Source organism: Microbulbifer regidiadema (SeqCode) (genome assembly GCF_052467605.1).
Genome location: NZ_CP174316.1, coordinates 1062615 through 1088089 on the forward strand (window position 1 = coordinate 1062615; position 25475 = coordinate 1088089).

The 25475-nt window shown below is 45.7% G+C and carries 20 protein-coding genes; 7 read left to right on the forward strand and 13 right to left on the reverse strand.

The window, feature by feature from the left end; all coding sequences use genetic code 11:
* Positions 1 to 235 precede the first annotated feature (235 nt).
* Together ACJJIF_RS05310 and ACJJIF_RS05315 are read left to right on the forward strand one after the other, a co-directional pair.
* Positions 236 to 811 carry a sigma-70 family RNA polymerase sigma factor gene (locus ACJJIF_RS05310; RefSeq protein ID WP_444931204.1) on the forward strand — a complete coding sequence of 192 codons (576 nt, stop codon included), beginning with the start codon at positions 236 to 238 and terminating at the stop codon, positions 809 to 811.
* A gap of 7 nt (positions 812 to 818) precedes the next feature.
* A complete protein-coding gene (locus tag ACJJIF_RS05315; protein ID WP_444931205.1) occupies positions 819 to 1496 on the forward strand; it encodes a ChrR family anti-sigma-E factor in 678 nt (225 codons plus the stop codon).
* Positions 1497 to 1521: 25 nt separating this feature from the next.
* Here ACJJIF_RS05315 and ACJJIF_RS05320 read toward each other — a convergent pair whose 3' ends face one another.
* The gene (locus tag ACJJIF_RS05320) at positions 1522 to 5034 is read right to left on the reverse strand and encodes an indolepyruvate ferredoxin oxidoreductase family protein (RefSeq protein WP_444931206.1); all 3513 of its coding nucleotides are present in this window, start codon (positions 5032 to 5034) and stop codon (positions 1522 to 1524) included.
* A 628-nt stretch (positions 5035 to 5662) separates the two neighbouring features.
* Here ACJJIF_RS05320 and ACJJIF_RS05325 point away from each other — a divergent pair.
* Positions 5663 to 6151 (forward strand): Lrp/AsnC family transcriptional regulator, encoded by a 489-nt coding sequence (locus ACJJIF_RS05325; protein WP_108732808.1) that lies wholly within the window; start codon positions 5663 to 5665, stop codon positions 6149 to 6151.
* Positions 6152 to 6281: 130 nt separating this feature from the next.
* Here ACJJIF_RS05325 and ACJJIF_RS05330 read toward each other — a convergent pair whose 3' ends face one another.
* From ACJJIF_RS05330 to ACJJIF_RS05355, 6 genes are all read right to left on the reverse strand, one after another.
* Positions 6282 to 6476, reverse strand: a complete 195-nt coding sequence (locus ACJJIF_RS05330; RefSeq protein WP_444931207.1) for a hypothetical protein — start codon at positions 6474 to 6476, stop codon at positions 6282 to 6284.
* 420 nt (positions 6477 to 6896) lie between these two features.
* A complete protein-coding gene (vioE, locus tag ACJJIF_RS05335; RefSeq protein WP_444931208.1) occupies positions 6897 to 7487 on the reverse strand; it encodes a violacein biosynthesis enzyme VioE in 591 nt (196 codons plus the stop codon).
* Complete coding sequence (locus ACJJIF_RS05340; protein ID WP_444931209.1) at positions 7487 to 8623, reverse strand: FAD-dependent monooxygenase; 1137 nt, start codon at positions 8621 to 8623, stop codon at positions 7487 to 7489. Before ACJJIF_RS05340 ends, vioE begins: the two co-directional genes overlap by 1 nt.
* Positions 8623 to 9912 carry an NADP-dependent violacein biosynthesis oxygenase VioC gene (vioC, locus tag ACJJIF_RS05345; protein WP_444931210.1) on the reverse strand — a complete coding sequence of 430 codons (1290 nt, stop codon included), beginning with the start codon at positions 9910 to 9912 and terminating at the stop codon, positions 8623 to 8625. Before vioC ends, ACJJIF_RS05340 begins: the two co-directional genes overlap by 1 nt.
* Positions 9913 to 9914: 2 nt before the next feature.
* On the reverse strand, positions 9915 to 12950 hold the full coding sequence (vioB, locus tag ACJJIF_RS05350; RefSeq protein ID WP_444931211.1) for an iminophenyl-pyruvate dimer synthase VioB: 3036 nt from the start codon (positions 12948 to 12950) through the stop codon (positions 9915 to 9917).
* Between the two features lie 344 nt (positions 12951 to 13294).
* Positions 13295 to 14746, reverse strand: a complete 1452-nt coding sequence (locus tag ACJJIF_RS05355) for a flavin monoamine oxidase family protein (RefSeq protein WP_444931212.1) — start codon at positions 14744 to 14746, stop codon at positions 13295 to 13297.
* 1708 nt (positions 14747 to 16454) lie between these two features.
* Here ACJJIF_RS05355 and ACJJIF_RS05360 point away from each other — a divergent pair.
* Complete coding sequence (locus ACJJIF_RS05360; protein WP_444931213.1) at positions 16455 to 16964, forward strand: hypothetical protein; 510 nt, start codon at positions 16455 to 16457, stop codon at positions 16962 to 16964.
* Between the two features lies 1 nt (position 16965).
* Entirely contained in the window at positions 16966 to 17175 is a 210-nt protein-coding gene (locus ACJJIF_RS05365; protein WP_444931214.1) for a helix-turn-helix domain-containing protein, read from the forward strand.
* A 361-nt stretch (positions 17176 to 17536) separates the two neighbouring features.
* Here the strand turns inward: ACJJIF_RS05365 and ACJJIF_RS05370 are convergent, their stop codons facing one another.
* Complete coding sequence (locus ACJJIF_RS05370; protein WP_444931215.1) at positions 17537 to 18328, reverse strand: nucleotidyltransferase domain-containing protein; 792 nt, start codon at positions 18326 to 18328, stop codon at positions 17537 to 17539.
* A 169-nt stretch (positions 18329 to 18497) separates the two neighbouring features.
* Between ACJJIF_RS05370 and ACJJIF_RS05375 the strand changes: the two genes are divergently transcribed.
* Positions 18498 to 19442, forward strand: a complete 945-nt coding sequence (locus ACJJIF_RS05375; RefSeq protein ID WP_444931216.1) for an alpha/beta fold hydrolase — start codon at positions 18498 to 18500, stop codon at positions 19440 to 19442.
* Between the two features lie 191 nt (positions 19443 to 19633).
* On the opposite strand, the gene ACJJIF_RS05380 is transcribed toward ACJJIF_RS05375, so the two are convergent.
* The 4 genes from ACJJIF_RS05380 to ACJJIF_RS05395 form a co-directional block, all read right to left on the reverse strand.
* On the reverse strand, positions 19634 to 20404 hold the full coding sequence (locus ACJJIF_RS05380) for a hypothetical protein (protein WP_444931217.1): 771 nt from the start codon (positions 20402 to 20404) through the stop codon (positions 19634 to 19636).
* Between the two features lie 529 nt (positions 20405 to 20933).
* Positions 20934 to 21185 carry a hypothetical protein gene (locus ACJJIF_RS05385; protein WP_444931218.1) on the reverse strand — a complete coding sequence of 84 codons (252 nt, stop codon included), beginning with the start codon at positions 21183 to 21185 and terminating at the stop codon, positions 20934 to 20936.
* A gap of 7 nt (positions 21186 to 21192) precedes the next feature.
* On the reverse strand, positions 21193 to 21330 hold the full coding sequence (locus ACJJIF_RS05390) for a hypothetical protein (RefSeq protein WP_444931219.1): 138 nt from the start codon (positions 21328 to 21330) through the stop codon (positions 21193 to 21195).
* A 653-nt stretch (positions 21331 to 21983) separates the two neighbouring features.
* Positions 21984 to 22988: a hypothetical protein gene (locus tag ACJJIF_RS05395; RefSeq protein WP_444931220.1), complete on the reverse strand. Its 1005-nt coding sequence runs from the start codon at positions 22986 to 22988 to the stop codon at positions 21984 to 21986.
* 1050 nt (positions 22989 to 24038) lie between these two features.
* On the opposite strand from ACJJIF_RS05395, the gene ACJJIF_RS05400 reads away from it, so the two are divergent.
* Complete coding sequence (locus ACJJIF_RS05400; RefSeq protein ID WP_444931221.1) at positions 24039 to 24680, forward strand: hypothetical protein; 642 nt, start codon at positions 24039 to 24041, stop codon at positions 24678 to 24680.
* A gap of 162 nt (positions 24681 to 24842) precedes the next feature.
* Here ACJJIF_RS05400 and ACJJIF_RS05405 read toward each other — a convergent pair whose 3' ends face one another.
* Positions 24843 to 25241, reverse strand: coding sequence for a DUF3224 domain-containing protein (locus ACJJIF_RS05405; RefSeq protein ID WP_444931222.1), 399 nt, complete (start codon positions 25239 to 25241; stop codon positions 24843 to 24845).
* Between the last annotated feature and the right edge of the window lie 234 nt (positions 25242 to 25475).

Sequence of the window (25475 nt, forward strand, 5' to 3'; positions counted from 1 at the left end):
ACCGCCCATTGAGTGGATCACCGCCCACCAAAGGTAGGCCAGAGAGATCCAGTTATGTCCGGCCTGCGTAAGTAATTAACAGACAACTGGGAAGTCTCAGCCCAACAGCCTGTTGCAGGGTGCGGTACAAGGATGTGCCGCAACAGGCTTTATAGCGATAGCATGATTGATTGAGTATCGACAGCGACAGAAAGATCGCTACCATAGCCCCTAACCCAATAGCGAAATAGGCCCGGTGAAATTGCCACAGCAAGAGGACCAGGATTGGACCGCCCTGCTGACACGAGTCGGCAAACAGCGCGATCGCCAAGCCTTCGAGCAACTCTTTCGCCATTTTGCACCGCTGATTAAGGGGTTCCACAACAATCATTCCACCCAGGCAATTAATGCTGAAACCGCCGATGAACTGGTACAGGAAACCCTGTTCAAGGTCTGGCGTAAAGCACCCAGTTTTGACGCCAGCAAGGCCTCTGCCAGTACCTGGATATTCACCATTATGCGCAACACTCGCATCGATATGTTGCGTCGCAATGGACGTCAGCAGAATACAGATATCATTGAAGCCATGGATATTTGGGATGAAACCCCCGAACACCAGCCCATGATATTTTTACAGAGAAGACGCAACGAAAAGGAGGTCGCGGAATGCCTGCACAGCCTGCCGGCAGAACAGAGCCACGTTCTGGAAAAGGCGTACATGGAAGGAAAGTTCCACAGCGAGATATCCAGGGAACTGAATTTGCCACTGGGCACAGTAAAATCTCGCGTACGCTTAGCGCTCAAGAAATTACAAGCGAAGTTGGCCAAGTAGGTTTCGTATGATTCACCATCACCCGGATAAGCATTTACTCCTTGAGTACACCGCCGGTAACCTGCCCAAAGGCGCCAGCCTAATCGTTTCTGCCCATATACAAATGTGCGCCGAGTGCCGCGTTCAATATCGCGCCCTAAACACCCTCGGCGGCTCCATTCTAGAATCCTGTGCACCACAAGCGGTAAACGATGAAGTTTTTCACCAGCTGATCGGGCGTATCAATCAGACAGCGGCAATAGCTCCCATACAAGAAGTGATCCTTGAAAGTTCCAGAGCCACAGACCCCCTGCTGACCGATGTACCGCCGATCGTAAATAAACTGATAGAAAAGAACCCCCCGATCAAGTGGAAGAGCATCACCCCGGCGCTAAAAGTGTGCCGGCTTAAAACCGGGCAGGACCAATATGAGGTGAGCTTTCACCGCCTCAGTTGCGGAGGAAAAGTCGCAGAGCACGATCACCGAGGCTATGAACTCACCCTGGTTTTGCAGGGCAGCTTCTCCGATAACGATGGTATCTATCGTCGCGGTGACTTTTTGCTGCGAGAGCCCGGCGACGTACACCGCCCGACAGTCACCGAGGATCAGGAATGCCTGTGCTTCTCAGCGGTGCAGGCACCGGTGGCAATCACCGGTGTCAGCGGCTGGCTGCTAAACCGCCTTATCCCGTTTCAACCGGGCTGACACCGATTAGAGAGAATTGCGCTGCCTAAGACGCCGCCAGAGAAGTCGGCTCCTGCTCCCCATCCACAAATAGTGCGGACAACTCGCCCCAACGATCATTGACCGCCGCAAACTTCTCTTCGCGCACATGGCCATAGCCGCGAACCCGAAGGGGGATTTCGAGTAGCTCTTGGGCCGCAGACAGGTTTTCACCCGACAGATGCGCGGCCACCCCATCGATAGCCTTAGCTACCTGTTGGGCCCAGCGCCGCTCGGCACGGCGCTCCTGGGTGTAGCCAAAAATATCCAGAGCGGTACCGCGCAATACCTTACCCCGGGCCAACAGCGGCATCAGCTTACCTATCCAGGGGCCAAACTGTATCTTGCGCACTCGCCCACTGCTATCGGGCCTAGCCAGGAGCGGCGGCGCCATATGGAATTTCAGGGTGTAGTCACCGCTGAATGTTTCGCTCAGCTGCCGCTGGAAATCTTCACCGCTATAGAGGCGTGCCACTTCATATTCATCTTTATAGGCCATCGCCTTATAAAGACTGCGCGCGGCCACTCGGCTGAGTTCACCGCGACTGCCGGGCAGCGAGGCCTCTGCGGTGCGCAGCGCCTCTATATGGCGGGTAAACTCCGCAGCATAGGCCGAGCTTTGATAATCGCGAAGCTCTGCCGCCAGTCGCTCTATCAATTGCTCAAGCGATTCCTCGGGCTCCACCAATTTCACCGGTTTGGCCGGCACTGCCAGTTGCTCGATCGCTTTAGGGTTTTCCGCCAGTAAACGGCCCGCGCGGAAAGCGCGCAAGTTGTTTTCTACCGCCACGCCATTGAGTTCGATAGCCCGCTCCAGAGCCGCTTCACCAATGGGCAACAGCCCTTTCTGGCAGGCGAATCCCATAACCATCAAATTACTGGCTACGGTATCGCCAAACAGTGCCTGGGCATATTTGTTCGCATCAAAGGCAAAATACTCTGCACACAGGGACTCAATACTCTGCTCGGTTGCGTCGGCGGGGAATGCCAGCTCGTTATCGCGAACAAAGGCCGCCACCGGAACTTCAGCGGTATTTACCAAGGCACGCATTTCACCGCTGGCAAACTTGGTCCGCTGGCTAGCAGCCGTGACCATATCGCAGCCCAGCAACAACTGTGCCGCACCATCGCGAATACGCGCGGTGGTAATCGCCTCGGGGTTTCCCCCCACTTTCACATGAGCAACTACGGCGCCATTTTTCTGTGAGAGACCGGTAAAGTACAAAGTGGTACTGCCCTTCTCCTCCAAGTGTGCCGCCATACCCAGCAGTGCCGCCACAGTAAGTACGCCACTGCCACCAATACCTGCCACCAAGATGCTGAGAGGCTCGGCCAGAGGTGCTAGCGGCGCTGCGGGCAAGCCGGCAATCGCCACATCCAGAGCATCTGCCAGAGAGTGTACCGGCGGTTTTTTCAGCTCTCCCCCCTCCACAGTCACAAAGCTCGGACAGAAGCCATCGGCACAGCGCATATCTTTGTTACAGCTGGACTGGTTGACTTGGCGCTTGCGCCCGAATGGCGTTTCCAGTGGTTCTACGGCAATACAGCTGGACTGCACACTACAGTCACCACAACCTTCGCAGACCCGGTGATTAATCAGCAGCCGCTGAGACGGATCGACCATCTGCTTTTTCTTGCGGCGACGGCGCTTTTCGGCTGCACAGACCTGCTCGTAGATAATTGCAGTAACGCCGGCAGTTTCCCGCAAACGGCGCTGTACAGCGTCCAGCTCAGAGCGAGGTAAAACTTCTATCGCAGCGGGTAATTGGTTGCGATGTTCACGCCAGTGATCCGGGTTTTCAGTCAAAAGAACGACGGTGCCAACGCCCTCGGCCAATAATTGTGCGGCCAGCGAGGGGGCATTGACTTCACCATCGGCGGGCTGACCACCGGTCATGGCCACCGCATCGTTCAAAAGAATCTTGTAAGTGATATTGACCTGGCTCGCCACAGCTTGACGAATGGCCAGCAGACCCGAGTGATTGTAGGTTCCATCACCCATATTCTGGAAAATATGCTCTGCACTGGAGAAGCGATGCAATCCCACCCACTGGGCGCCCTCGCCTCCCATATGGGAATAGGTATCGGTGCGCAGGCCCTTGCCCAGAGCCATAATATGGCAGCCGATACCGGCACTGCCCAAACTGCCTTCAGGCAGTTTGGTAGAGCTATTGTGGGGACAGCCCGCACAGAAAATTGGTTCGCGAGCCAGTAAGCCTTGAGCCTTTGCAGCAACATTACCCCCCAGTTTTTCTGCCAAGGGGATCAGCTGTGCCGCCAGTTCAGTATCCGCCAGCCAGCGGGCAATGGCTTTGGCCACCTGATCCGGGCCAAAGCCCCAAATTGCCGGCAGCAAGTCGTTGCCATCCAGATCTTTCTTGCCCACTACCTTCGGCCGATAGCTGTCCACCCAGCCGTAGAGCAGGTTCTTCAACTGATCCTCTACCAGGGGCCGCTTTTCCTCTACAACCAGCAGACGCTCCATACCTTTAGCGAACTCACTGATGCCCCGGGGCTCCAGCGGCCAGGACATCGCCACTTTGTAAATAGAGATACCCGCCGAATTGAGATCCGCCTCCGACAAATTGAGCAGCTTTAGGGCTTCCAGCAGATCACCGTGGGCCTTGCCGACCGTCACAATACCGAAGCGTTTTTGCTCCGCACTATGGGTGGTTTTATCCAGGCGATTGGCATAGGCGAATGCCCTGGCTGCGGGCAAGCGCTCCTCGAGCATACGGCGCTCATACTCAAGACGCTCGGCAGGCCAGTTCAGGTGGGGATCGTAGTTCAACCCGTGGGGCGGAATTGGAAAATCAGCGGGAATCGTAAATTGGGGCAGCTCCGGCACAATCAGGGAGGCACCGGCCTCTACGGTTTCGGTAATCGCCTTGAAACCAACCCAAAGGCCGGAAAAGCGGGACAACGCGATGCCGGCGAGCCCCAGAGTTAGGTACTCGTCAATAGAGGCCGGGAAAATAAGCGGCATCATCACCGACTCAAAGATCTGGTCGGTATTGTGGGAAAACATGGAGGACTCTGCGGTGTGGTCGTCGCCACACAGTGCCAAAACACCACCCAGTTTTGCGGTGCCCTGGATATTGGCTTGACGGAATACATCTGCGGTGCGATCTACACCGTGGCCCTTGCCGTACCAGATAGCAAAGACACCGTCTTTAGTCGCCTGCTGGCGGTAGTGATCCAGCAACTGGGTGCCCCAAATATTGGTCGCCCCCAAGTCCTCGTTAATACCCGGCTCGAAATGAATGTCCCGCTCAGCCAACAGCTTCTTGTGCCGCCACAGGGCTTGATCATATCCCCCCAGAGGGGAACCGCGATAACCGGAGATAAAACCCGCTGTATTGAGGCCCGCCAATTCATCCATGCGCTTTTGCATTATGGGTAAACGAACCAGGGCATCAATTCCGGTCAGGAATACACGACCGGATTCACGGGTAAAAGCCGCTTTCAGTGAATACTCGCTATCAAAGCCCAATTCCTGATCGCCTTCGACCATTGCCATGGGTACCACCTATTTATCTTTATTAGTTTATTGCTTTTATCACTCAAGCTCCCTCGCCAGTAACATGTCGCGAAAAGCTTCACGGCATCTCCCTAGTTACAGCGAAACACAGCAGAGTTGTTTAGTAGCGCTAAAATTAACACTGCCCAGCAGAGCAGGTCATACCAAAATTGGGCTGACTCAGGCATAATGCCGCCATAACTCGCTAAAGATGACCTGCTACTGGCAACAAATCACTCAAAATGAAGTATTTTGGGGGATACAACAGAAAGGGCATGCCCTCTTATAGTGCTAACGCCTGGGCTTCGCTGTCAGTGTGACTAAATTTGCGCCAAGGGTTCAGTCACTTAGAGGAAAGACCAGAAATTGATCAGGGGATATCAGTTTCTGGCCGGCATCAGCAGGTTGGGCAAAGTACCCACTAGCGGGAAGTTAATAAAAACTGAGAAGGTCTCACAAAAGATGTGCAGTATAGGAAATGGCTGCCATAACAAACCAAAAAAAACCATGTACACAATGCGCACAACTGACCGGGAAACGCTGGGAAGCTTAGTTTCACCGGCAAGTTGATGTTTAGCAGCCGGTGATCCCGGCGTACGTTCAGAGAGATGAGATACGGAATATAACTATGGCCTATTTACTGGATGCCATCGACAAAAAAATTCTGGAAATCCTGCAACAGGATGCCACCATTCCCAATATTGAGCTCGCAGAAAAAGTCTGCCTCTCCCCCTCACCCTGCTCACGACGGGTTAAAAACCTAAATGAACAAGGCTTTATCAAACGCGCCGTCACCCTGTTGGAGCCGGAAAAAGTTGGCTTGCCGGTAAGTGTATTTATTCAGGTTACCCTGAACCATCAGGTAAAGAAGGAATTACAGGATTTCGAGTCGGTGATCGGCCAATGGCCGGAGGTGATGGAATGCTACCTGATGACCGGTGATTTTGACTATCTGCTGCGGGTTGTCGTACCTAATTTGCAGGCCTATCAGGAATTCCTGGACAAGAAGCTGACCGAACTTCCCGGCATCGATCATATTAAAAGCAGCTTCTCTTTGAAGCAGGTGCGTTACCGTACAGAATTGCCGCTGGATCAGTTATTGGAGAGCCAAGGCTAGCTCCTTTTAACGCCTGCGCTAATGCGGGCGTATACTTATTTGACTTTCAATAACTGCAAAAAGTGCGGGCTACTGCGGCCTTTCCGTTGGCCCTGTTTAAGTAACCCGCACTCTTTTTACCGATTAAACATTATTTCTCGGATAGTGTTGAGATATCAACTTCAAGCCCTTCCAAGTGCTTGACAAACTTCTCCGACACCCCGGGACCAACTTCACCGCCTAAATGCTCAGCGAAGAAAACTTCCATTTTTATTAAAAAAGCCATTCTGTTGATATTTTTTGAAAATCCATGCCCCCTCATCTTTAGCCAAGATATATTCAACATCCAGCCCTTTTTGATACATTGCTCGGGCAATCTGATCCGACTCAAATAGACCATTTAAACAATGACCGAGCAACTAGAGAGATACCGCTGCTGTAAAAGTTCTGCTACCTGACAGTGGGGAAACACCTGCAATGGTCACGGAATAGATTCGGTGAAAAGAAGTAAACTTCTCAGAGAGAGGGTTTGGGGCACCACATAGCAATCTACTTTTGATAATATTTCCTGCATCATGCAAAAGTAAGCCGTTGAATTCAGCCGAGTGCAAAGCAATTTTATCCAGAACACCTTTCCATCAATACTTTAGACAGATCAGGATAAATCACCGATAAAAAAGCACGCACCCAGCTTGAATCATTAGATACAACAGAAAAATTACTAAAGCTCCAAAACCATCAAGCTAAACTGCCTGACTTCTACACGCTACTCTGTCGACTTAAAAACTTCTGGATCAATTTTACGAGTATTGAAGTTAGGAAAATCTCTTATAGACGCCATAGTGTTAGGGTCACCAGTAACCATACGCAACAATTGATTGGTGCCCGAAGCAAAATAGTACGTTGCTGGCCCCTTACCTTCTGGCCGCTCAAAGGTCCATGCTTCAGCATCTTGCCCCAACACCTCCTGCCTACCCACAAAGCGGGCGTCACATTCTTCAAGGACATCCTGCATTAAAATAAGGTTATGACAAGGATCAACCTCGTCATCCAGTACTACTGCTTCGAATTGGCTTGTCCTATCCATATGCTCACGAGCATAGGCAATTTTAGCTTTAAAAGACTCGCAACTGTTGGGCTGCATAACCTCAGACATCCACAGCCTATGTCCCGTTTCAGTTTCTGACCACGGATTAAAAAGCCCATCAATACGGCACACATTGCGCTCGTAGTCAAACCAGCAATATCCAGATGTAATATGATCTGTAGCCTGCATTGGTTGCCAGTACGAAATGTAACTACTACTCCACTGTGCCGGCAGCTTTGGGGGCTTCTTCTGATCTTTCTTTAGTGTCATTAATTTACACCACGATCAAGAGCGCGACCTAGCACTTGAGCCAATGCCGCTGGCAGTGGGGGAAGATGGCCTCTACGCTCAGAAAAACTGTGTGCGATTTCTTCAACAGATAAGTCCATCTTGTTTTCAACAGTCTCAAACCAATCCTGACTAGCAGTGGCATGCTTATCAAACAATTGCATGACTGGCATCACATTATTGTTAAATTCCTCCATAGCCAGAGCAACATCCTCACTGTGGTCATGTACGGCTTTTACCAAAATCTGTGCGCCTACCACGGCCATCGTCGTACCATGGCCAATAGAAAAGTGTCCCGACTGTAGCGCATCACCGACCAAAGCTATATTTCCATCATAGGATTTTTCATGGCTTATTTTCATGAAATTACGCCACTTCAATCCGCTCTGAGTTTGCACCGAATGTCCTTCAAGCTCCTCTTTAAATAGAGTCGCGACAAAATCTTCTGCCTCCCCCTCTGAAAGCTTGTCTAGCCCCACCTTTTGATAAGTTTCCTCGCTGCACTCTACGACAAAAGTACTCATATCATTTGAATACTTGTACGAATGAGCTACGAAAACACCTTTATCGTGCTTCTTAAAGATTAAATTCATAGCATCAAATACTTGGGATGTCCCATACCACATATAGCGGTTACTACCGTATTTTACCTTGGGCTTCAAGGCCTCTCTATAGTAGGCTGAGGTATGACTAATCCCTGTAGACATAACAACCAAGTCATAGGCAGCTGTATCCAGATCAGACTCTTCCTCAATCGACTTTTCATATTCAATTGGAATGTCCAAACCAGCACATAATTGACGCAACTCTCGCACTAAAGCCTTACGTTCAGCGCCACACAAAGTCACATTTGTATCTTTACGCACACTCTTATTATTATGAGTGAGCTTAAATTCATTAAGATACTGCTCCCCCACGGTTTTATCCGCTGGAGTATATGTTAAAGGGTTTGCAGGATGTTTTTGAGCATGCCCGGGAAGCACTACCCCCCACCCTACAACATTATCATCCACATGGTTTTTTTCTACTATACGTAAATCCCACTCAGGGTGTAGCTTCTTAATCTGGCTTGCAAACATCAGACCCGCTGGACCTGCACCGATTACCAAAATTTTCATTAATTGACCCGCCCTATTTTGTACCAAACATTTTGTTTTTCCTGAACATCTCTAAGCTCACTATAAGACATAGAAGTGAAGTAGAGCTTTTCCGCCATATCCGGCGGGTACACTGAAGGAAACTTTTGCCCCATATATCGTGTATAACGTGCGCGCATAAAAAATATCGGATTAGAGCAACTTAATACATCATAATTGGTGATGGCCATGTCCTGCATTGCATCAGCTTCAGCTTTACGCTTATCAGTAAACATTGATAAAACCTTACCAAAATCACTGCCATGCTCTTCAAGCAAGCACGAAAGAATATAAACATCCTCTAATGCCATATTCATTCCCTGACCAAGAAAGGGCGCTGTAGCATGGGCTGAATCGCCTATTAGTAATGCCTTGTCTTTATAGTGGAACGTCGATGAGCGTACATTAATAAGGTCATTACTTGGTTTTACCATAAACTGTTCGAGCATATCCTCGCGTACACTAGCAGGTATCATAGGATAATAATGATCAAAGAAGCTTTTCATTGCCGCTTTATCATCACTATGCAAACTGATTTGTCCCGAGTAAGGGAGGCAGACCGCGATACTGATACTGCCATCTGGAATAGTCGCAGCGCGACTCGCAAACACGCCACCCGAATCCATGCCAAAGAAATACAATATATCTGGGGCAAGACCTACTGTTTTCCCATCAGGGATCACAAGTGTTTTATATCCATGCCTAAAGAATGATTGGTTAAACTCAAATCGTCGCGAACGGGACATCATTGCATCACGAATACATGAGCGTGCGCCATCCGCACCAATTAGAAGATCCCCTTTATGATGAGAAAATTGATCTTGCTCATCCTTAGCCACTAAACTGCAATTGTCCAGATCGACATCTACACACTGTTGGTTGTAGTGGTATGTAACCCCCGCACGCTCCGCATATTTATTCAGCAACACTTGAAATGCACTACGGCTAAGTGACAAAGGTTTAAGTTTATCTTGAGTAGACAGGTCTCTTAGCTTGGGCTTGCCTTTTACATAAAAGGTCATCCCGGAAATTTCAACACCGCAAGCCTTCAGTTCTTCAAAGGGTATCCCAGCTGAGAGGACAGCTTTAATCCCCCTTACTGTCATACTGACTCCAATCGCTCTAGAACTCACCTGGTCGATGTAATCATCTGTACTTAATAGTGGGTTGCTCCGCTTCTCAATAATATGGACATCATACCCCTGCTTTGCCAGATAAATAGCCAATAAGCTACCTGCTAGACCACCACCAACAACTATTATCTTCTTCACTTTCAACCTTCCCTTGAAACTTTCCCTTCAGCAATATGTTGCATTTGCTCCTGAAAGAATTGCAATAATTCAATTTGTGTTTGCAGAGAAATCCCTGTAGTAATATCCCTGGCCATTTCATGCAGTTTTTTACACTCTTCAGATATCGCGATACACCCCTCAGCAATGTCAATGGACGCTTCAGTTACAGCTGGCTTTGGAATAGGTGGACCTGCAGTACGTCCAGGAATTCCTGAAGGCAGGCTCATCAGCTGAACAGAAAGTGGTCGCAATACTCCAGTCATGATATCTATCGCGGCATTCATCAATCTGGACCGGCGTAGACTTCCTAGCGGCGTAATAGAAAAATGTTGCGCAATCATCTGAAACATCAATGCATAGCAGCCCTCATAAAACTGCATTATCGAGCGCGCTTCAATATCACAAACCAAATTACAACCTTCACGTGGATCAAGCACAGGATTTTTTAGTGAAGTGTAAGATGGCTCAAAAGGCATTTCACTATTCACCATATCTTTCAAAATGGATCTTAGTCTATTGAAATGACTTACCTCGAAATGAGGTGACTCAGTACTAACCCCCTCTCCCTGCTCAGTAACAAAATTAATAGCAAATAATGCCGTTTCACGATCGTACACTTCAAATTGGTATGCGGGATAAGCGCGATTTATAATTTCATTTAAAAATAGGTGATGTTCACCACCAAGATTAACCTTATCTCTGGGGAAAAGATCCGGCAATTCCTCAATCGCCTGTCGGATTTCCGCATAAAAACCAGCAATTGTTTTCCCTACCGCCGGCAGATAAGCCGGCCATTCAAAACGTACAAACTTGGCAACGACATGCTCTGAGAATGGCTCGAAAGAGAAGTCAACCTCCAGCCCAAACTTGGCTTTTGCCTCCTCGCCAACCAGGACCTTCCCAGGATAAAACTTCTCTCCAAGTGACATGAGCAGGTTGTTTACTACCAAATAATGGATCATTTCTTCATGTGCCACTTCCAGCAAACACCCTCGCCAACCGGAATTATGGCGACGATCCTTAGAACCATTAGTTAAATGTAGCTGCTCATTTGTCCAGCGGCCCAACTTTACATATTCATCTCCCACAGCATAATTTGGCAAAGAATATGCGCTATATAAGTACTGCTGCATTATGGATAATTCAAGGTCAACAGCATCGCGAAGCGCTGCTATTAACTGTTCTTTATTTTTAATTTTATTCTCAGGTTCCTTTTCAGCCTTTACGGGTTCGGAACTATTTGGTAATGCCAACCTTTCAACATTACATAAATACTTTAAAAATAGATGAGACTGTGCTTCTGACATTTCTCGCGTACTAGGCATGTAGTAGCTTTTATCACGATTCTTTGGATCACACATTTGCCACATTAAGCGCGCATAGGTTTCACATTTGCACTTATCCGCCATACTAAAAACGGCCTCACCCATAAATGGATAAAACAATTCATAGTAAGCCATTACATTTTTGTATAAAAACTCATAATCCACTTCCTCTGTAGGAACATCAAGCAGCGCCCAATCATCACCTAAAACCCTTACCTGTACTGAGCCATAGCGCTCACCCAGAAAAACCTTGCCACTCCCCGGTGCCAAACTTTCAACTTTTAGTGCGCCCCAGCCAGTTACGTCAGTCTGAATATAGGCTTTACATATAAGCTTATCTGGCGTTTGAATATGAGTAGCAAGAGAGTCTATTTGCTTGGGCTCCCCTCTATAATAGCTTCGTATATCAATTAATTTACTACTGCTATCACCTGCGTACCGGTGAGGGGACTCTATCGCTGCGATATGCTGCTCAGCCTGAACATACCAGTCATTTTCATACCAGTCATGATCTTGCGTACAAAGCCTAAGTGGTTCAGATAAGTATTTACTCTCACTCTCTAACAGAGGAACATCTATCAATCCAGAATTTTTAGTGTTGGCTTGATAGATACTCGATTTTACGATAGCTATCACCCGGCCACTCAGAGATTTTAAGTAGAGGTCGCCCAAGTCAACTTTATCACTCAACTTGGGTGGCATCCCACCAGCTACAGGCAAGCCCTCTAAGTATCTTTCATGGGGAAAACTAATCGCCGTATTCAGGCTCACCCAGCCGGGCCGGAAACTTATGGCAATAGGAGAAAATCGATGTTTATCATCAGGATAAAACACTCTACCCGTGGGACAGGTGGCCATATCCTCTCGATACCACAAACCAATAGTACCATGCAAGTCACAAAATACTGGGATATTTGGTCGGGCTGGAGGTGACAAATTAGACACGCAATACTGGATACTCAGTCCCAGTACATTTGGAAGTTGTAACTTTTGCTTTAACAGCTCTAAAAACTCTGAATCCAGCCCAAATTGGTTAAAAACAAACTCACTGCTGTCTTTTTTTACTGAGAACTGAAACAGCCTCGCCTCACTCATTTCTGAATTCAGGAAATGCTGGGGCGGGGTATCTATATAGCCCCTATTCATCCATCTTACCCCGTGGGGGCAATTTATATCTGCTGATAAGATATGTTCTGTATTAGCTGTCTCTACTGGATCAGAAATAGTTAGCTGGCCAGCATAAATCATTGCTGAATCACGACGTGTCGGATCGTTATCAACCCATCTGGCACGATTAAAAGTTGTTCTTAGGTACTCATTATAATGCCCCCAAAGGTCTACCTTTTTACCAATGAGAGAATCATCTGTAATATATCTTCCCGGCCCATCTTGAACAGCGGTAATAAAAGTGTTTTCCCAGCTAAAATGGTTATTCCCCCTCATGTTATAACCGGCAGCCAGATTGAAAATACCATTTTGATCTCGCTCACCCTCAGTATTAAATCGGGGCTCTAAGCCCCTTAAATACTCATGGTAAACACTAGGCGGCAAATCCAAATCAAAAGGGCTGCCATCTTTAAATGCAGTGTTGGAGGCAATATCTAGTGTATTGTTTACATTGCGATTCGCTGTTGGAACGTTTACACGCGCAATCCCCTTGAAATGGATTCTGGGAAAATCTAGAACGCTCACCTATAAACCTCCACTCACAAGAAATTGCATACACCCTTCCAAACTATCCATGCCCAAACATTAAAATTTTTAACTTATAAATTGCTGCATACTTGAGACCATCCGAGCCAGTAAAGCAAAAAATTAAACTAATGGATTATAAGGCGTTAGCTAACGGAAATTTCTCGACTTAAGTGTTAACCCGAGGAACCCCAACGCAGACTTTCATCCATAAATGCCACCAGTATCAAAATGAATACTTGGCCTTCCCTATTTCTGCATATGGTACAAGAATGCTATCTTGTCGACCTCATTTATACCACCAACTCACAAAAGTTTCGACATTTTATATTTTCATACAGATTTTAAGCCTGACATGCAACTTTCTCGTCACTCTCTTGCTGCTTCAGGGCAACCCTGGATAGAATGATTTCTGCTGCATTCCTTCCAGCCATTATTCCACCCTCCATCCAGCCACAGTGAGGCGTATAGGCATCAGAGGTAGATATAATTCTGGAGCATTTAGAGACCAGGCTAAGTGGGTGCTGAGGGCCATACTCATTTGCAAATTCAACGCCATGCTGCCAATATTTACAAGTATGATCCACTGGATCTGGCAGCTCATTTAAAGGTGAAGGGAGCGCATCTAAAATCAATTCTTTAACCGTTTTCAGATAATACTCCGATCCTCTTTCTGAGGAATCTTTCCAGAAATTTGCACAATCGCCATCAGTATAGAAAAATATATACTTATCACCCTTAAAATAGAGTTTTCGCAACTGATTGCTTGTAATCATTACATGATCGGTCAGACCGAGTTCTTCCCACCATGGTGAATCGTAAAATAAAAAACCTTTAAATAAAGGAATTGCCCCATACGTACAATCACTCCAGTCTTGCGGGAAGCCACAATCCAATCTACTCATTACTGTAGGAGGCAAAGCCAAGACATTGTAATCCCCACTAACCCGCACTTTCTTCTCACCATCTTTTAGAAAGGTAAATGATGGACTTGTTGAATCGAGGTCAACTGACATCAGTCTATGATTAAAATAGAATTCAACCCCGTATTCTATCGCCTGCTTATAAAGTGCTTCAGTTAGAGACGAAAAGCCCTCTTCCAAGTTATACCACGCATCGCCAGAATTGTCCGAGAAACCCTGGGTTTCAGGGTGCTTTTCAATTATGTCGAAAGCTATCCGAGGTGTAATGTTAGGCAGTGAAAGTGAATCATAGCCGAGTGCATCAATCATTTTTTCTGCACGTTCGCCGCCAATATAAAAGGTCAAAAAATCTAAAAAAGAATCATTCTCATGCTCAACAAGGAGTGGCTTAAGCTCCCTTAGAACACCTTTCAAGCTCTTGTGAAATTCATGGGACTGCCATAATTTTGTAAATGGGAAAGGCTCGTAGGATAAGCCAAAGTTCATTATTTCTTTCTTGACATTATGGTGAAGATTAGAGGAAAAACGTCCAGCCCCAAGATCCACAAATGAGTTTTGAACCTTAACTGCATGCGCTCTGCCACCCGGGCGATCCGTATTTTCAAACACCTTAATTGAAAAATTTTTCCCTATTTTTGACTTAGCAAGCGTTAGAGCACAAACGATGCCAGATATACCGGCCCCTACAATTTTCACACTCTCATATCTAGCCAACATTTTTTGCCTTTCCTTAGCGTAATTACAATTATTGATACCAATTAACCAATTAACAATCAAGATAATCTTGAGCAAAACACAAAAAAATCTTTGTTTTTGACCAAATAAATTAAATTTTATTAAGCCAAAAATGCCCCTTTCCTGAGCAAGCCGCACAATAAAACACCTTGCGGCACAGAAGCATATTCTTCTGCCCTATCACAAAAATAACAAAAAACAACTTGAAAGCCATACCCCGCATAGGGAGTACCTGCAACCTCTCACCGACTTAAATCAACCCAACCCAAGCACCTACATTTAACTTAAAATGTAAGCTGACCGGCTGTAAGACATAGCGATAAAATCATAAGGACTGCTACGAAATTTATTTTTATAAAATACCCACAATCACTAAAAACCAGAAAAATCTCAAGATATACAGGAGCTGCACACAAAGCCGCCACAAGGGTCCAGACTTATTAAAAAGTGCCTGCAGGAAGCATAAGCGTCAGACATCAGGGAATACACCCCTAACCTTAATATCCAACTAATAGTAATTTAGTATTAAAAAATCCGAGCTACCAATCCATGGCTCACATCTCCAAACAATCACTTTGCACCAAATAAACTTAACGCACCAATTCCGCCCTTCAATTACGAGTATTTTTCCGATCTACCTGCACTACTGGAAAAAGACAACGGGGCGAAGTATACCCCAACGAAAACTGCCAACACCACCAGCAAACCTAACATCGGGCGGATAATTCCTAACAGCCCCATTACTTGGCATTACAACAATATCCCCCACTCCGCTGCGCAGCCAAACCTAAAGCGCCTTACTCACCAGCAAGTAATTTTACCTGTCAAACAGCAATCTTTTTAATCATGATTTTTGATAAAGGATGATTTTGACTCAATTTTTTACGCGCCCTATTTCGGGTCAACTCTAAGCCTAAAAGTACCAAGTGCAATCAATAAGCCCGGGCAGAAATCACCACAACCACCTAGAAGGAGTGGAGTGACAATTTCACGTAATCTCCCCCACCCACACTCAACATCAAAAATAAAACACTGAAAAAGACAAGTTTTCTATACTTAATATTGCTTCTGGAGGGGTTGCAATGGCACCCGCTCAACCACCTAAAATGCTTCCTGGATCGATAGCTATTAATTGCAAAACCCCACTATCCACCCAGAAATATAGAGAGGCACGGAAAAACCAAAATCTCACAAACTAGCCTGGTGCGAACTTAGCGATCAAGGATTGGGCGGTGAGCGGTGAGCGGTGAGCGGTGAGCGGTGAGCGGTGAGCGGTGAGCGGTGAGCGGTGAGCGGTGAGCAAAGCATCCTAAATTAACTCCCACACCTAAAATCAAAACACCAGAGGGGTATTTAAAGTTAGCGAACGGAAGTAAAAATGACTCCTCCTCATACTAATTAACGATAAACTTAGACATAACATCATTATTTTCAATGACCTTGAGCAATAACCGGTTATTCATAAATAAAAGTAGACAGGTCACATTTTAGAAACTCACTTCCATCTTAGCTAAAAACCGCCAGCCGATTGGTGTGCTCACTAAGCCTCCCCTATCTGCAATTAGAGGGAAAAGCTCCGGGCTTCTAGTGGCACACTAAATTGATCAACGCGGCTTAAACGCCTGCATTCTTCTCCTATCACCTCAAATCAGTAGGGAATAAAAGGAGGGAAGCACCGGGATGAAATTCGCTGGCAGCCTTATACAGCTGCCACCTTGAGGGGCGTCAGTATTGCCTCTGGAATCATTGCAAAATAAAAAAATTATCACTAAGCAATAATTTAACATTATTTTACATTAATAAAGCATCACTATATAATGTCAAAAGATTTAATAGGAACAGGCCCGTGAAGCCAAAGATTCAAGTGTTGAGTGCCCGCCTACGCTGGGGCGTCCTAGCAATTAGCTTATTCACCATAAGCAGCTTAATGATCCACTTTATTCTCTTTGATCAGAACCTCTTTAGCAGTAGCAACCACCTATTTATGGGGATATGGAGTCAGGGTGACCAATACAGATCCATGCTACTTCTTGGGCAAGCGCCTATTTTTATCGTTTTTGGGTTATTTGCCTATTTGCTGTGGCGTCTTTTTGGTGAGTATGCAAAAGGAAACTACTTTGGCGAGGGTAGTGACCGCTGCTATCTATGGTTAATGTGGCTTTATGCTGCGCTTATTCCACTACGCATGATGGAATCCGCCTGGGTGAGCTACGTATCCTACCTACAAAGTAACGAGCTGACCTTGTTTATTGGGCTGGACGTAGGCAGAATCTTTACTCTTTTTATATTGGTGAGCATATTTTATATTTTGCGCACTGCGAGAAAGATTGAGCAAGAAAATAAAGAGTTTATTTAGCATGGCTATCATTGTTACTTTAGATGTAATGCTGGCTAAGCGTAAAGTCAGCTCCAAATCGCTAGCGGCACAAATAGGAATCACTGAGGCCAACTTGTCACTGCTAAAACGCGGCAAGGTAAAAGGAGTCAGGTTTGACACCCTATCAGCAATATGTGAGGCACTTGAGTGTCAACCTGGTGATATCCTAGAGTTTAAGCAGGAGGAATAAGTCTGTCGCGGAGTCAATACCCCTTCTGATCTACAGCCAGTTCAAAGCATAGGGCGGCCAAAATTCGTACTATTTGGCGCCATCAGCTCTAAGACTCACACTCCAGATTTGTCAACCCATAGCGGAAAATCACAAAATGCTAACCCTCTCATCACACTTGGTTCATCAGTAGGGCCTAGGGCGCTCAACTCACTAGCTTCTTATTCTTGCCCCAGAAACACCAAGCCGGCAGCCAATATATATTGTTTAGGGCTGCAGAGACAGTCACTTTAGCCGCTATTTCCTTTTTAAAAACTGGGGGGAGGTGCTGATTCCCCATTCACCTACGGCCAGGCTTTTCCTGTCCCCCCGATTTTTAGAACTATACTCCCAGTAGTTTACAGAAGAGTCCGTCAAAGTTCGAAATGTCCAACTTAGGCCTCTCTTCTATCGTGCTAGCCTTTTTTCTATCCAGATTTGAGTGAATCCAGTCACCTAGCTTGTCATCAACAGCTATCAAATCCCCCTCCTCTAGGCTTTTCTTTTTCTCAATTAAATTAGAAAGGACTTCCAGAAGCCACTCATTCTCTGAGGCGGGCAATAACTCACTGTACATGCGGCTAAAGTCCACTGGGGGAATTTGCATAAACTCCTTAATGTACAGCGCATTGAGAAGTGAGCGCAGAACGTAAAGCAGCTTCTTAACCTTGATCTCTTTATGGCCGCTATCACCCTCCTGAATAAACCTGGAATAATTATTAAACCCCATACTGACATAGTGATGAGCCAATGCTCGCGGCTGCCAACACTCTAAGGCCAAATTTTGCAATGAAGTCAAAACTTCCTCATTGACAAAATAAACTTTCGGCGAAAACAACCATTCAATTAACGTTGGGTTGCTGGCTCTCAGTAGGGTTAAAGTTTTTTTAATATCCCAACCAACTAAGTCCAGTTCATCCCCCAGTTTTTTATCAAACGGGACTTCCACTACATCTCTGGGGGAACCTATAGTAAGGTATCGCTGAATATTACACTTATAGATAAATCTGACATCCCAATCACTATCAGGAGATTCAAATCCCCAGGCGCGACTACCAGATTCACAGGCATAGATAATTTCTATCTTTCGCTCAGCGGCAAGTGTCTTTAAGCGGTCTTTTATCAGTGATTCCATATACATCTATCCGAAGAATTTCGCAACAACCCCACTATACCCCAAGTAACCTCTAAATACTCAAATTATGCCTGCAAGTGGAATAGTCGTTGGATACAGGCTATCTCCTCTTTCCTGGAAAGGGAATCACCTAATTGTTAATAAGGCCAGCAGGTAACAACTCGGGAACTTGACCGCCAAAGGTCCTAATAGACGGCAATCTCAATTAAATATAGAGCGTCAGTCCGCTATGATAAGAGCTGGAAAAGGCATAGATAAGGCCGATTATATGAGCGGAAATAAAAAAGCTTCAATTACCATAAATGATCACTCTATACACTTTTACCAGGAAGGCCTGGGCGATCCCATTCTATTTGTGCATGGCGCGCTGGCCGACGCTCGCATGTGGGAAGATCACTGCAAAATACTATCAAGGGAATTTAAAGTCACCGCTTTCACTCAAAGACATTTTGGCAACCCGGGATATTTATCAAAAGACCCTTTTAGGATTGATACCCATGCACATGATTTAGTAGAACTGATAGAAGGACTGGCCATAGGTCCTGTCCATCTTGTAGGCTGGTCCTATGGTGCCGATGTGAGCTTAAGTGCGGCGATAAAAGCTCCTCACTTGTTCAAAAGTCTATACCTCTATGAACCGGAAGGTCCAGGATACTTAAACAGCGAAGCTCGAGAAAAATATCACAGCAAAGCTAAAGTAATATTTACTGACGTTTATAAAGCTGTCGCTGACAATCAGCTAGATATCGCAGTAAAAAAATTGATCGATAGCTTAGGAAAACGGGCCGACTACTTTTCTCAGCAATCACTCAAATATCGTATACAGCAATTGGATAATGCACACACGCTTTCCCCTCAGCTAAATCAAACTGAACAACCAGCCATTAACGCTAATAAACTATCAAAAATTTTGATTCCCACTTCCGTGGTCTGTGGTAGTGAGACTCACCAAATGTTTAAGATTGTAGCTTACTCAGCCGCCACACTGATTCCAAATTCTCACTTGCTGGAAGTAGACTCAGCAAACCATATGTTACCAAGAGAAGAGCCCGCACGCTTTTGTCAGTTAGTGAAAGAAAGCATACATCAAAAATTCTGTATCAACTCTGAATGAATACATACTAATCAGCTGGAAAAAGCGGCAACTGAAAGTAACAGTTGCCGCTTTTTCTCCGCCGGAAATTCCAGTGATAGCAAATCGGTTTACAATAAATAGCTAAGCTGCATTTAAGGTAAAAGGAAAGACTCTCACTACTAATCCCCCTTTATGAGGGTATGGTTGCAGCCGGGGAGCCTGCAGGGGGCTTAATCCCAACGATTAAAAATAACGTGCATACCGTGGTTATCATCGCTTACGAATACAAAGTAACCAGCGCCAGTGCTCCCTGAAGCACATACTTGGGTACCCTGAGAGGTCTCTGAACACTGCATTTTGTAAGCTTCAATACCCGAAGTGTCATATTCACATTGACTGTTTTGACTCTCTAGGGTCTGCACCAAGTCGCGACTGCTTTTGGCCAATACATAGCGATAATCACCAAAATAGCGATAATTATACGCATCTAAATAGTATGCCTGAGAATCACCACCGCCTTCCAGTAGCTCGCTATAGCACAACTCAGGTCTGGCCATCCAAAGGGTCTCTTGATCTTTTGAGGCGTATACTTCTGGCCAGGTCTGCTGATCATGCTGGGAGAGCACTACGTTGGTTGAATCAACATAGTCTTTCACAATAACATAATCACCCTCATCACTTTCTACTCTGCAAATCGCCGCGCCGGGAATAAAAGTGTCGCACTGAACCATATCCAGGCTGATCTGAGTCGTCTCATCCATGCAGTCTTCTGCATAGCTTGTAGCCCAGTTTTGTACTGCGGTAATGGCATATTCTCTCGGATCTTCTATCTCATAGTAGAAGTCTGAGAAGATACGATAAACTTCGCGATCGTTGGTATTACTTGCTGAAGCAGCTGCGGAACACTGACTGAACTTAGGTAGTTCAAAAGTCTGCTCTGCTTGAGCTGGAATTATGCTAGTAATCGCAATTGCTGCGGTTAAAGTAGCAAAAGTTTTCATTATATGTTCTCCGTGAACGATCATCCTAAAAGGGACGCGGATTCTAGCAGAAGAAATAAAATGATTAAAAGTAATGTAACAACATGAAAGTATTGGTACTATATTACCAATTTGCAGCTATTTAATTCACTCGACGTACTCTATGAATCAAAATTTATCGACACAGCACTGTTAGCTCAGCAACTCGCTCACACCAACAAGGATATCTATATTTCCCTTATGCGCAGCGCAAGAGAGTCGCCGACTATTCATCCCTGGAACCTTTAACCAAATCGCCCTCCCCCTGTGAGTCACTGATCCGGGGCTCGATAGGCTGCGAGCTGGTGGACTAATTTCTGTCTGAGCCCCTGTAAGTGGTGAAAGTACTGATTACTGCCGATAAAATTGGCCACGGTTAATTGAGTAGGTATATTCAGCTCAAGACTGTCGATAAAACGGTAATACTTGTATTGTTTTTGGTATCTTCCTGGTGGACGCGAACCTGCACTCAGTGCCTTGGAGATTGAGCGGGCCCTTAAAACATGGTGAGCTAATCACTACTGGCTTGGTCGTTACCGCCAGTGCGGTGCGAACCGCAGCCATTGGTCACTACCAACTCATTTGCAGAGAAGTGAAAATCATAACGGAAAAAATGTGCACTCAAGGCATTCCGTAGTGCCAACTCGCCCAAGGGCGCTGGATAGCTGTGTGCATGAGCTCCAGTATCCCAAATCGCCCGTCGCGCACTTCTTTCCAGAGCCTCCTGTGGCAGTAACTGCTGGCCTAAAGAGGCGATTTCCAATGGGCCCCTATCCGGCAACAATGGCCAACAGCGAGGATTTTCCGGCTCTATTGTTCTGCAAGTAAAAACTGGCATCACCGGGGGCTGGTTGCTTTTCGGCGAGATAGTGGCAAAGAACCCAGACTTCGGCTGCACCTTGATCCAACCAAGCTCCTCGAGCAAATAATAGGCGTTTTGCGCTGCTGTAAGACTGACTTTATTTTGTACAGCAAACCGCCTTAAAGAAAGTGGCTTATGACCAGTCGGTATTCACTTCAGCTGGATACCTCTTATACAGCCTTCCACAAGTTTCTTATAACGCACCTTTAGCCCGCCCTGTGACCCCAGTCACAACCGTATACTTTTTTATGCCAAAAATTGCACCTGTATTCTTTCCTACATTCAACTCTAAAGTGCACCACCTTTTAGGCTGCTACAGAAGCCCTATCTTCCCGCGCTACCTATCTAGGAATTTTATAAAGCAGTATTTTTTTCGAGTTATTATTTAAATTCTCAACTGTCGCCTCGACATCCGCTTGACTTACAAGCTTGAGGTTAGCTCCAGAAAGTACTGACTTAGCAGGCCAAGTGCGCCACTACAGGATAGGCGTTTTATAATTTTTGAGAAAAATTGGCTTTATCGCTGCCCTACAAGCCAATAAAAAGTATTCCATCCACTAATTAACTTACTCTCATTGTCAAATTACCCATAGCCTAAATACTCTATCAGCTACTCCCAATAGAGCACTGAGTCTACCTTGCTCGATTGAAGACTACTCCACTATTTGATCTGATAGCTTCAAGAAGAGCTATAGCCGATCATTGACCCAACTGCCTTAGTGCAAACTCGCCCCTCTCCGCGACAGAGCTCGATTTATCCGCAGCAAAGTATTCGGCCAATTCTCGAGCTTCTTCACCGAGCGTGCCAAGGTTTCGGATCAAGAATTCAGCTGATACCCGCCTAACAATAGGCGAGCGATCTTTAGCTGTTTTTTTAATCAAAGCAAAGCTCGGCACTGATAGATCCAGTTTTCTTTCGGCAACCACCGCCTGTACACGCCCCTCGCAATAGCGAATGTCAGTCCAAACCCACTCCCTACCTTTCAGCCAAACCATCCGCCCCTCAAATAGGCAGCGATAGGCCTTAGCTCTGACTGAAGGCTGGATAGCACTTTCTGCGATTTCCTCAAGCGATCCATCTAGTGCTGGCGTCCTACCAAGTTGTGAGAGCAACGATGACATTGGGCCTGCGGTAGAAGCTATTAATTTTTGTTTAAAGGCTTTAGCAACCCCCGCTAAAGAGATAATTTTTAAAATGACCTGCCTGTCAGCATCTTCAATACGTCCCCAGGAATTCCAGTTCGATAGGGCAACACATAAAGACTCAACTACAGAGGTGGGGCCTGTTGCTTCAGCAATTTTTGGCAATGCTTCCCTGGCAGCCTCTCTAACCCTGGGAACCCAATCATTCAGCCTACGAATAGCTAAGGAGAAGAAGAATGCATTTGGGGCCGGACCAGAGATAGATCGCAAGGTTTTTTCTCGCTTATAACCATCCCAGCTGATTAAGTCTAACCAAGTTAATAAAAGTGGATTTTCTGCCCCCTTCCAGAACCATCTCTGCGTCTGATCGGTTCGATTTAAAGCCCTTGAAAATTCATCTCGAATTAATCGCTCCCAGTGATCAAAGTGTGCTAAAGGCAAAGAGGATGTAGCATCAATAACCGATGACATATCGGCATAGATTCTGTCACCTGCAGCTATAGATTTAGCAAAATCTCTAACAGCCGATAGAATTACTTCTTGCATATCTTGTGACTGCATCACCACCTCTTACCCAAACTACCCATTCTATTTTCCCACACCAAGAATTTATCCATATAGTTTTATTTCACAGTAACAATCAACGTCTTAACACCAATAGGCATATATTTAACTGAAGATAAATTTGCCCCATAAATAAATGTGGATCTCAGTATCATGGACCTCTACCTTCTCCAGAGCCGCACTGGCGACAAAACAAGGAGGTTTCTTAAAGCTACAATATTGCGCAGAATAAAAATACCACCGAGCTTCCTCAGCCACGCAACGAAACCCAGGAAATAAGTTATGGCAAGCTCCGCCTTATTCCCCCCGGCGGGGCTCTCCAAGGAACCTTAAGCTTACTCCGCAACATCTCTGCGGACCGTGAAGACGACAAAGGTTAGACGTAACTGGTCGCGGCTCTTTATATGGACCAACAAACCCTACTCCACTCGGAGCAAAAACAAACAACCTATTAATCGTTAAAATTTAACCAACACAGCCGGGGAAGCCATCTTTTGACCCACCTTTTTCAAATAAATTCAATTATTAAATAAAACTAACGTACCTATTGATTTTCGTGCCGCCTACTAGTTATTATCGGACAACAAAAACAAAAAACTGTTTTCTTGACGGCTTGCAGTATATTCATTTGAGACCTTTTGGTCCGGCAAGCTTTAGTGTCGCTCGATTTTTATAGAAGTTTATAGAGGTAGATATGTTCAACCTAATCACACACTTCCCAAGTCAAAAATCAACTTACCCCCTAATTGACGGCTAACAGGGGAAGCTCGAACAGCTCAGCCGCTACACGAATAATTTCTACCATTTAGTGCTTTCAGAGTTGAATGCAGAGTATATAAGTATGCCATATCAGTTGAATAACTAAGACTCACTGAACAATTACACTTCAAGCAGCAGAGAGGCTGTTTTGTGTACCCGTGAACCTAAAATAACAAACACTTTAGATCCAAAATATTATTTGGCAGGCCCACCCGTGCCCAAGCGATTAGCCAATTTAAAAGTAAAAAAATAAAAATATATTAATAAAAGGCAAGAGAGGAAAGTACTATGCCTAATTTATCGAGAGCAAGAACCACCGCAACCAGCTGCAATGATATGATAGCAGACTTAAGTGCTGCCCTTAGCACCAGCGCAGACAATTTACGCTGTGTCGGAGTAATGATACAAGCAGGGAAAACCCTCACCAACCCCCAAAATATGTACAAAACCATGGGTGGAGGCCATGTCTCTCCCTTTGTCGTTAATGCAGCAGGCTTGCAAAGCTGGGATGAGATCTGTGATAAAAGCTGGCAAACTTGGGCTAAAAATTCAGCTACTGGTCAGACATTAGGAAAAATTAATGATGTCATGTTCTACCCCAGTAAGGCTAACGATATTACCATCTATGCTCACCCAGCTTCCGATACCGAAATAGCAACGGTGATTAATCGGGCACAGCAGCTATTGAAAGCAAAGAACCTCGTTTACAACCACAAGCCAACTCGCACATCACAATTTCCCACCTCTGGGGACTGTGTTACCAAAAGTGCTTGGGTAATGAATGCGTTTTCTTACTCCAAACCCATGCAAGGCGCAGTAACCCCTTGGGGCCAAGCAATAATCTACGAGGCCTATACTTCTCCTGTAAACCTGTTAAGTAAGTGGGTCAAAATTAAAAATAAAGGCGCTAAGCTTGGGGTTATGGCCTAACCTTTTAGCATTTGGACTGGCAATGAAGTTAACCTCTCACCAACTTCATTGCCTCCCTTTAGATTTGGGAATCCCTTCAATAGAGTCTATTGCCAAATTGGATATTTTTTGAACAGCGGGAAGGACTCAGTGAAGCAAAAGCTTCACAAGTAGACAAGCTCGTCACTCTGCATCAAGCGTGTAATCAAAGTCATAGTAGTGGAGCCCATCCTCTTGGTGGATAGACATTTTTCCAGACAGCCCCGTTAGTTCGCCTGTAGCAGAATCAGGCACAACTTCTAACATAAGGTGATCTTTTCCCTTTTCCATGGTGCCAAAGTGCTGTAATACAAAGGAGCCTCTCTTGCCGTCCAAAGCACCTACTACCTGCTCTATTGCCACATATCCCGCAGACCCTTTTACTGGAGTCATAACGGTTAGCATTTCACCTTTGCTGTCTGCTGAAAGATCGCCATGGAAAATTTTATTGATCGACATCCGCCCTAAATTTGTTCCCTCACTTCCTTTAGCGTAGGTATCCATAGGCTTTACAGTAACATCAAACTTTCCTGAAACTTTCATTCCAACTCCGTGTAGACAAGGTTAAGGCATTGACAATTTTGCGGTCTCATATTGCTGCCAGTGGTAGCAATACCTTGGTTGGTGACCGCTTTGTGTAAATTAACCGATTCCACTGTATATAGAAACAGTATGAGAAGGAAATTGAGAAGTAGGCAGACACTTGCCCAAAGTGCAGGCACCAACTGATCAATTGGCAGTCGAAAAGTTCATTTTTCATCCTATCAAGTCAAATAA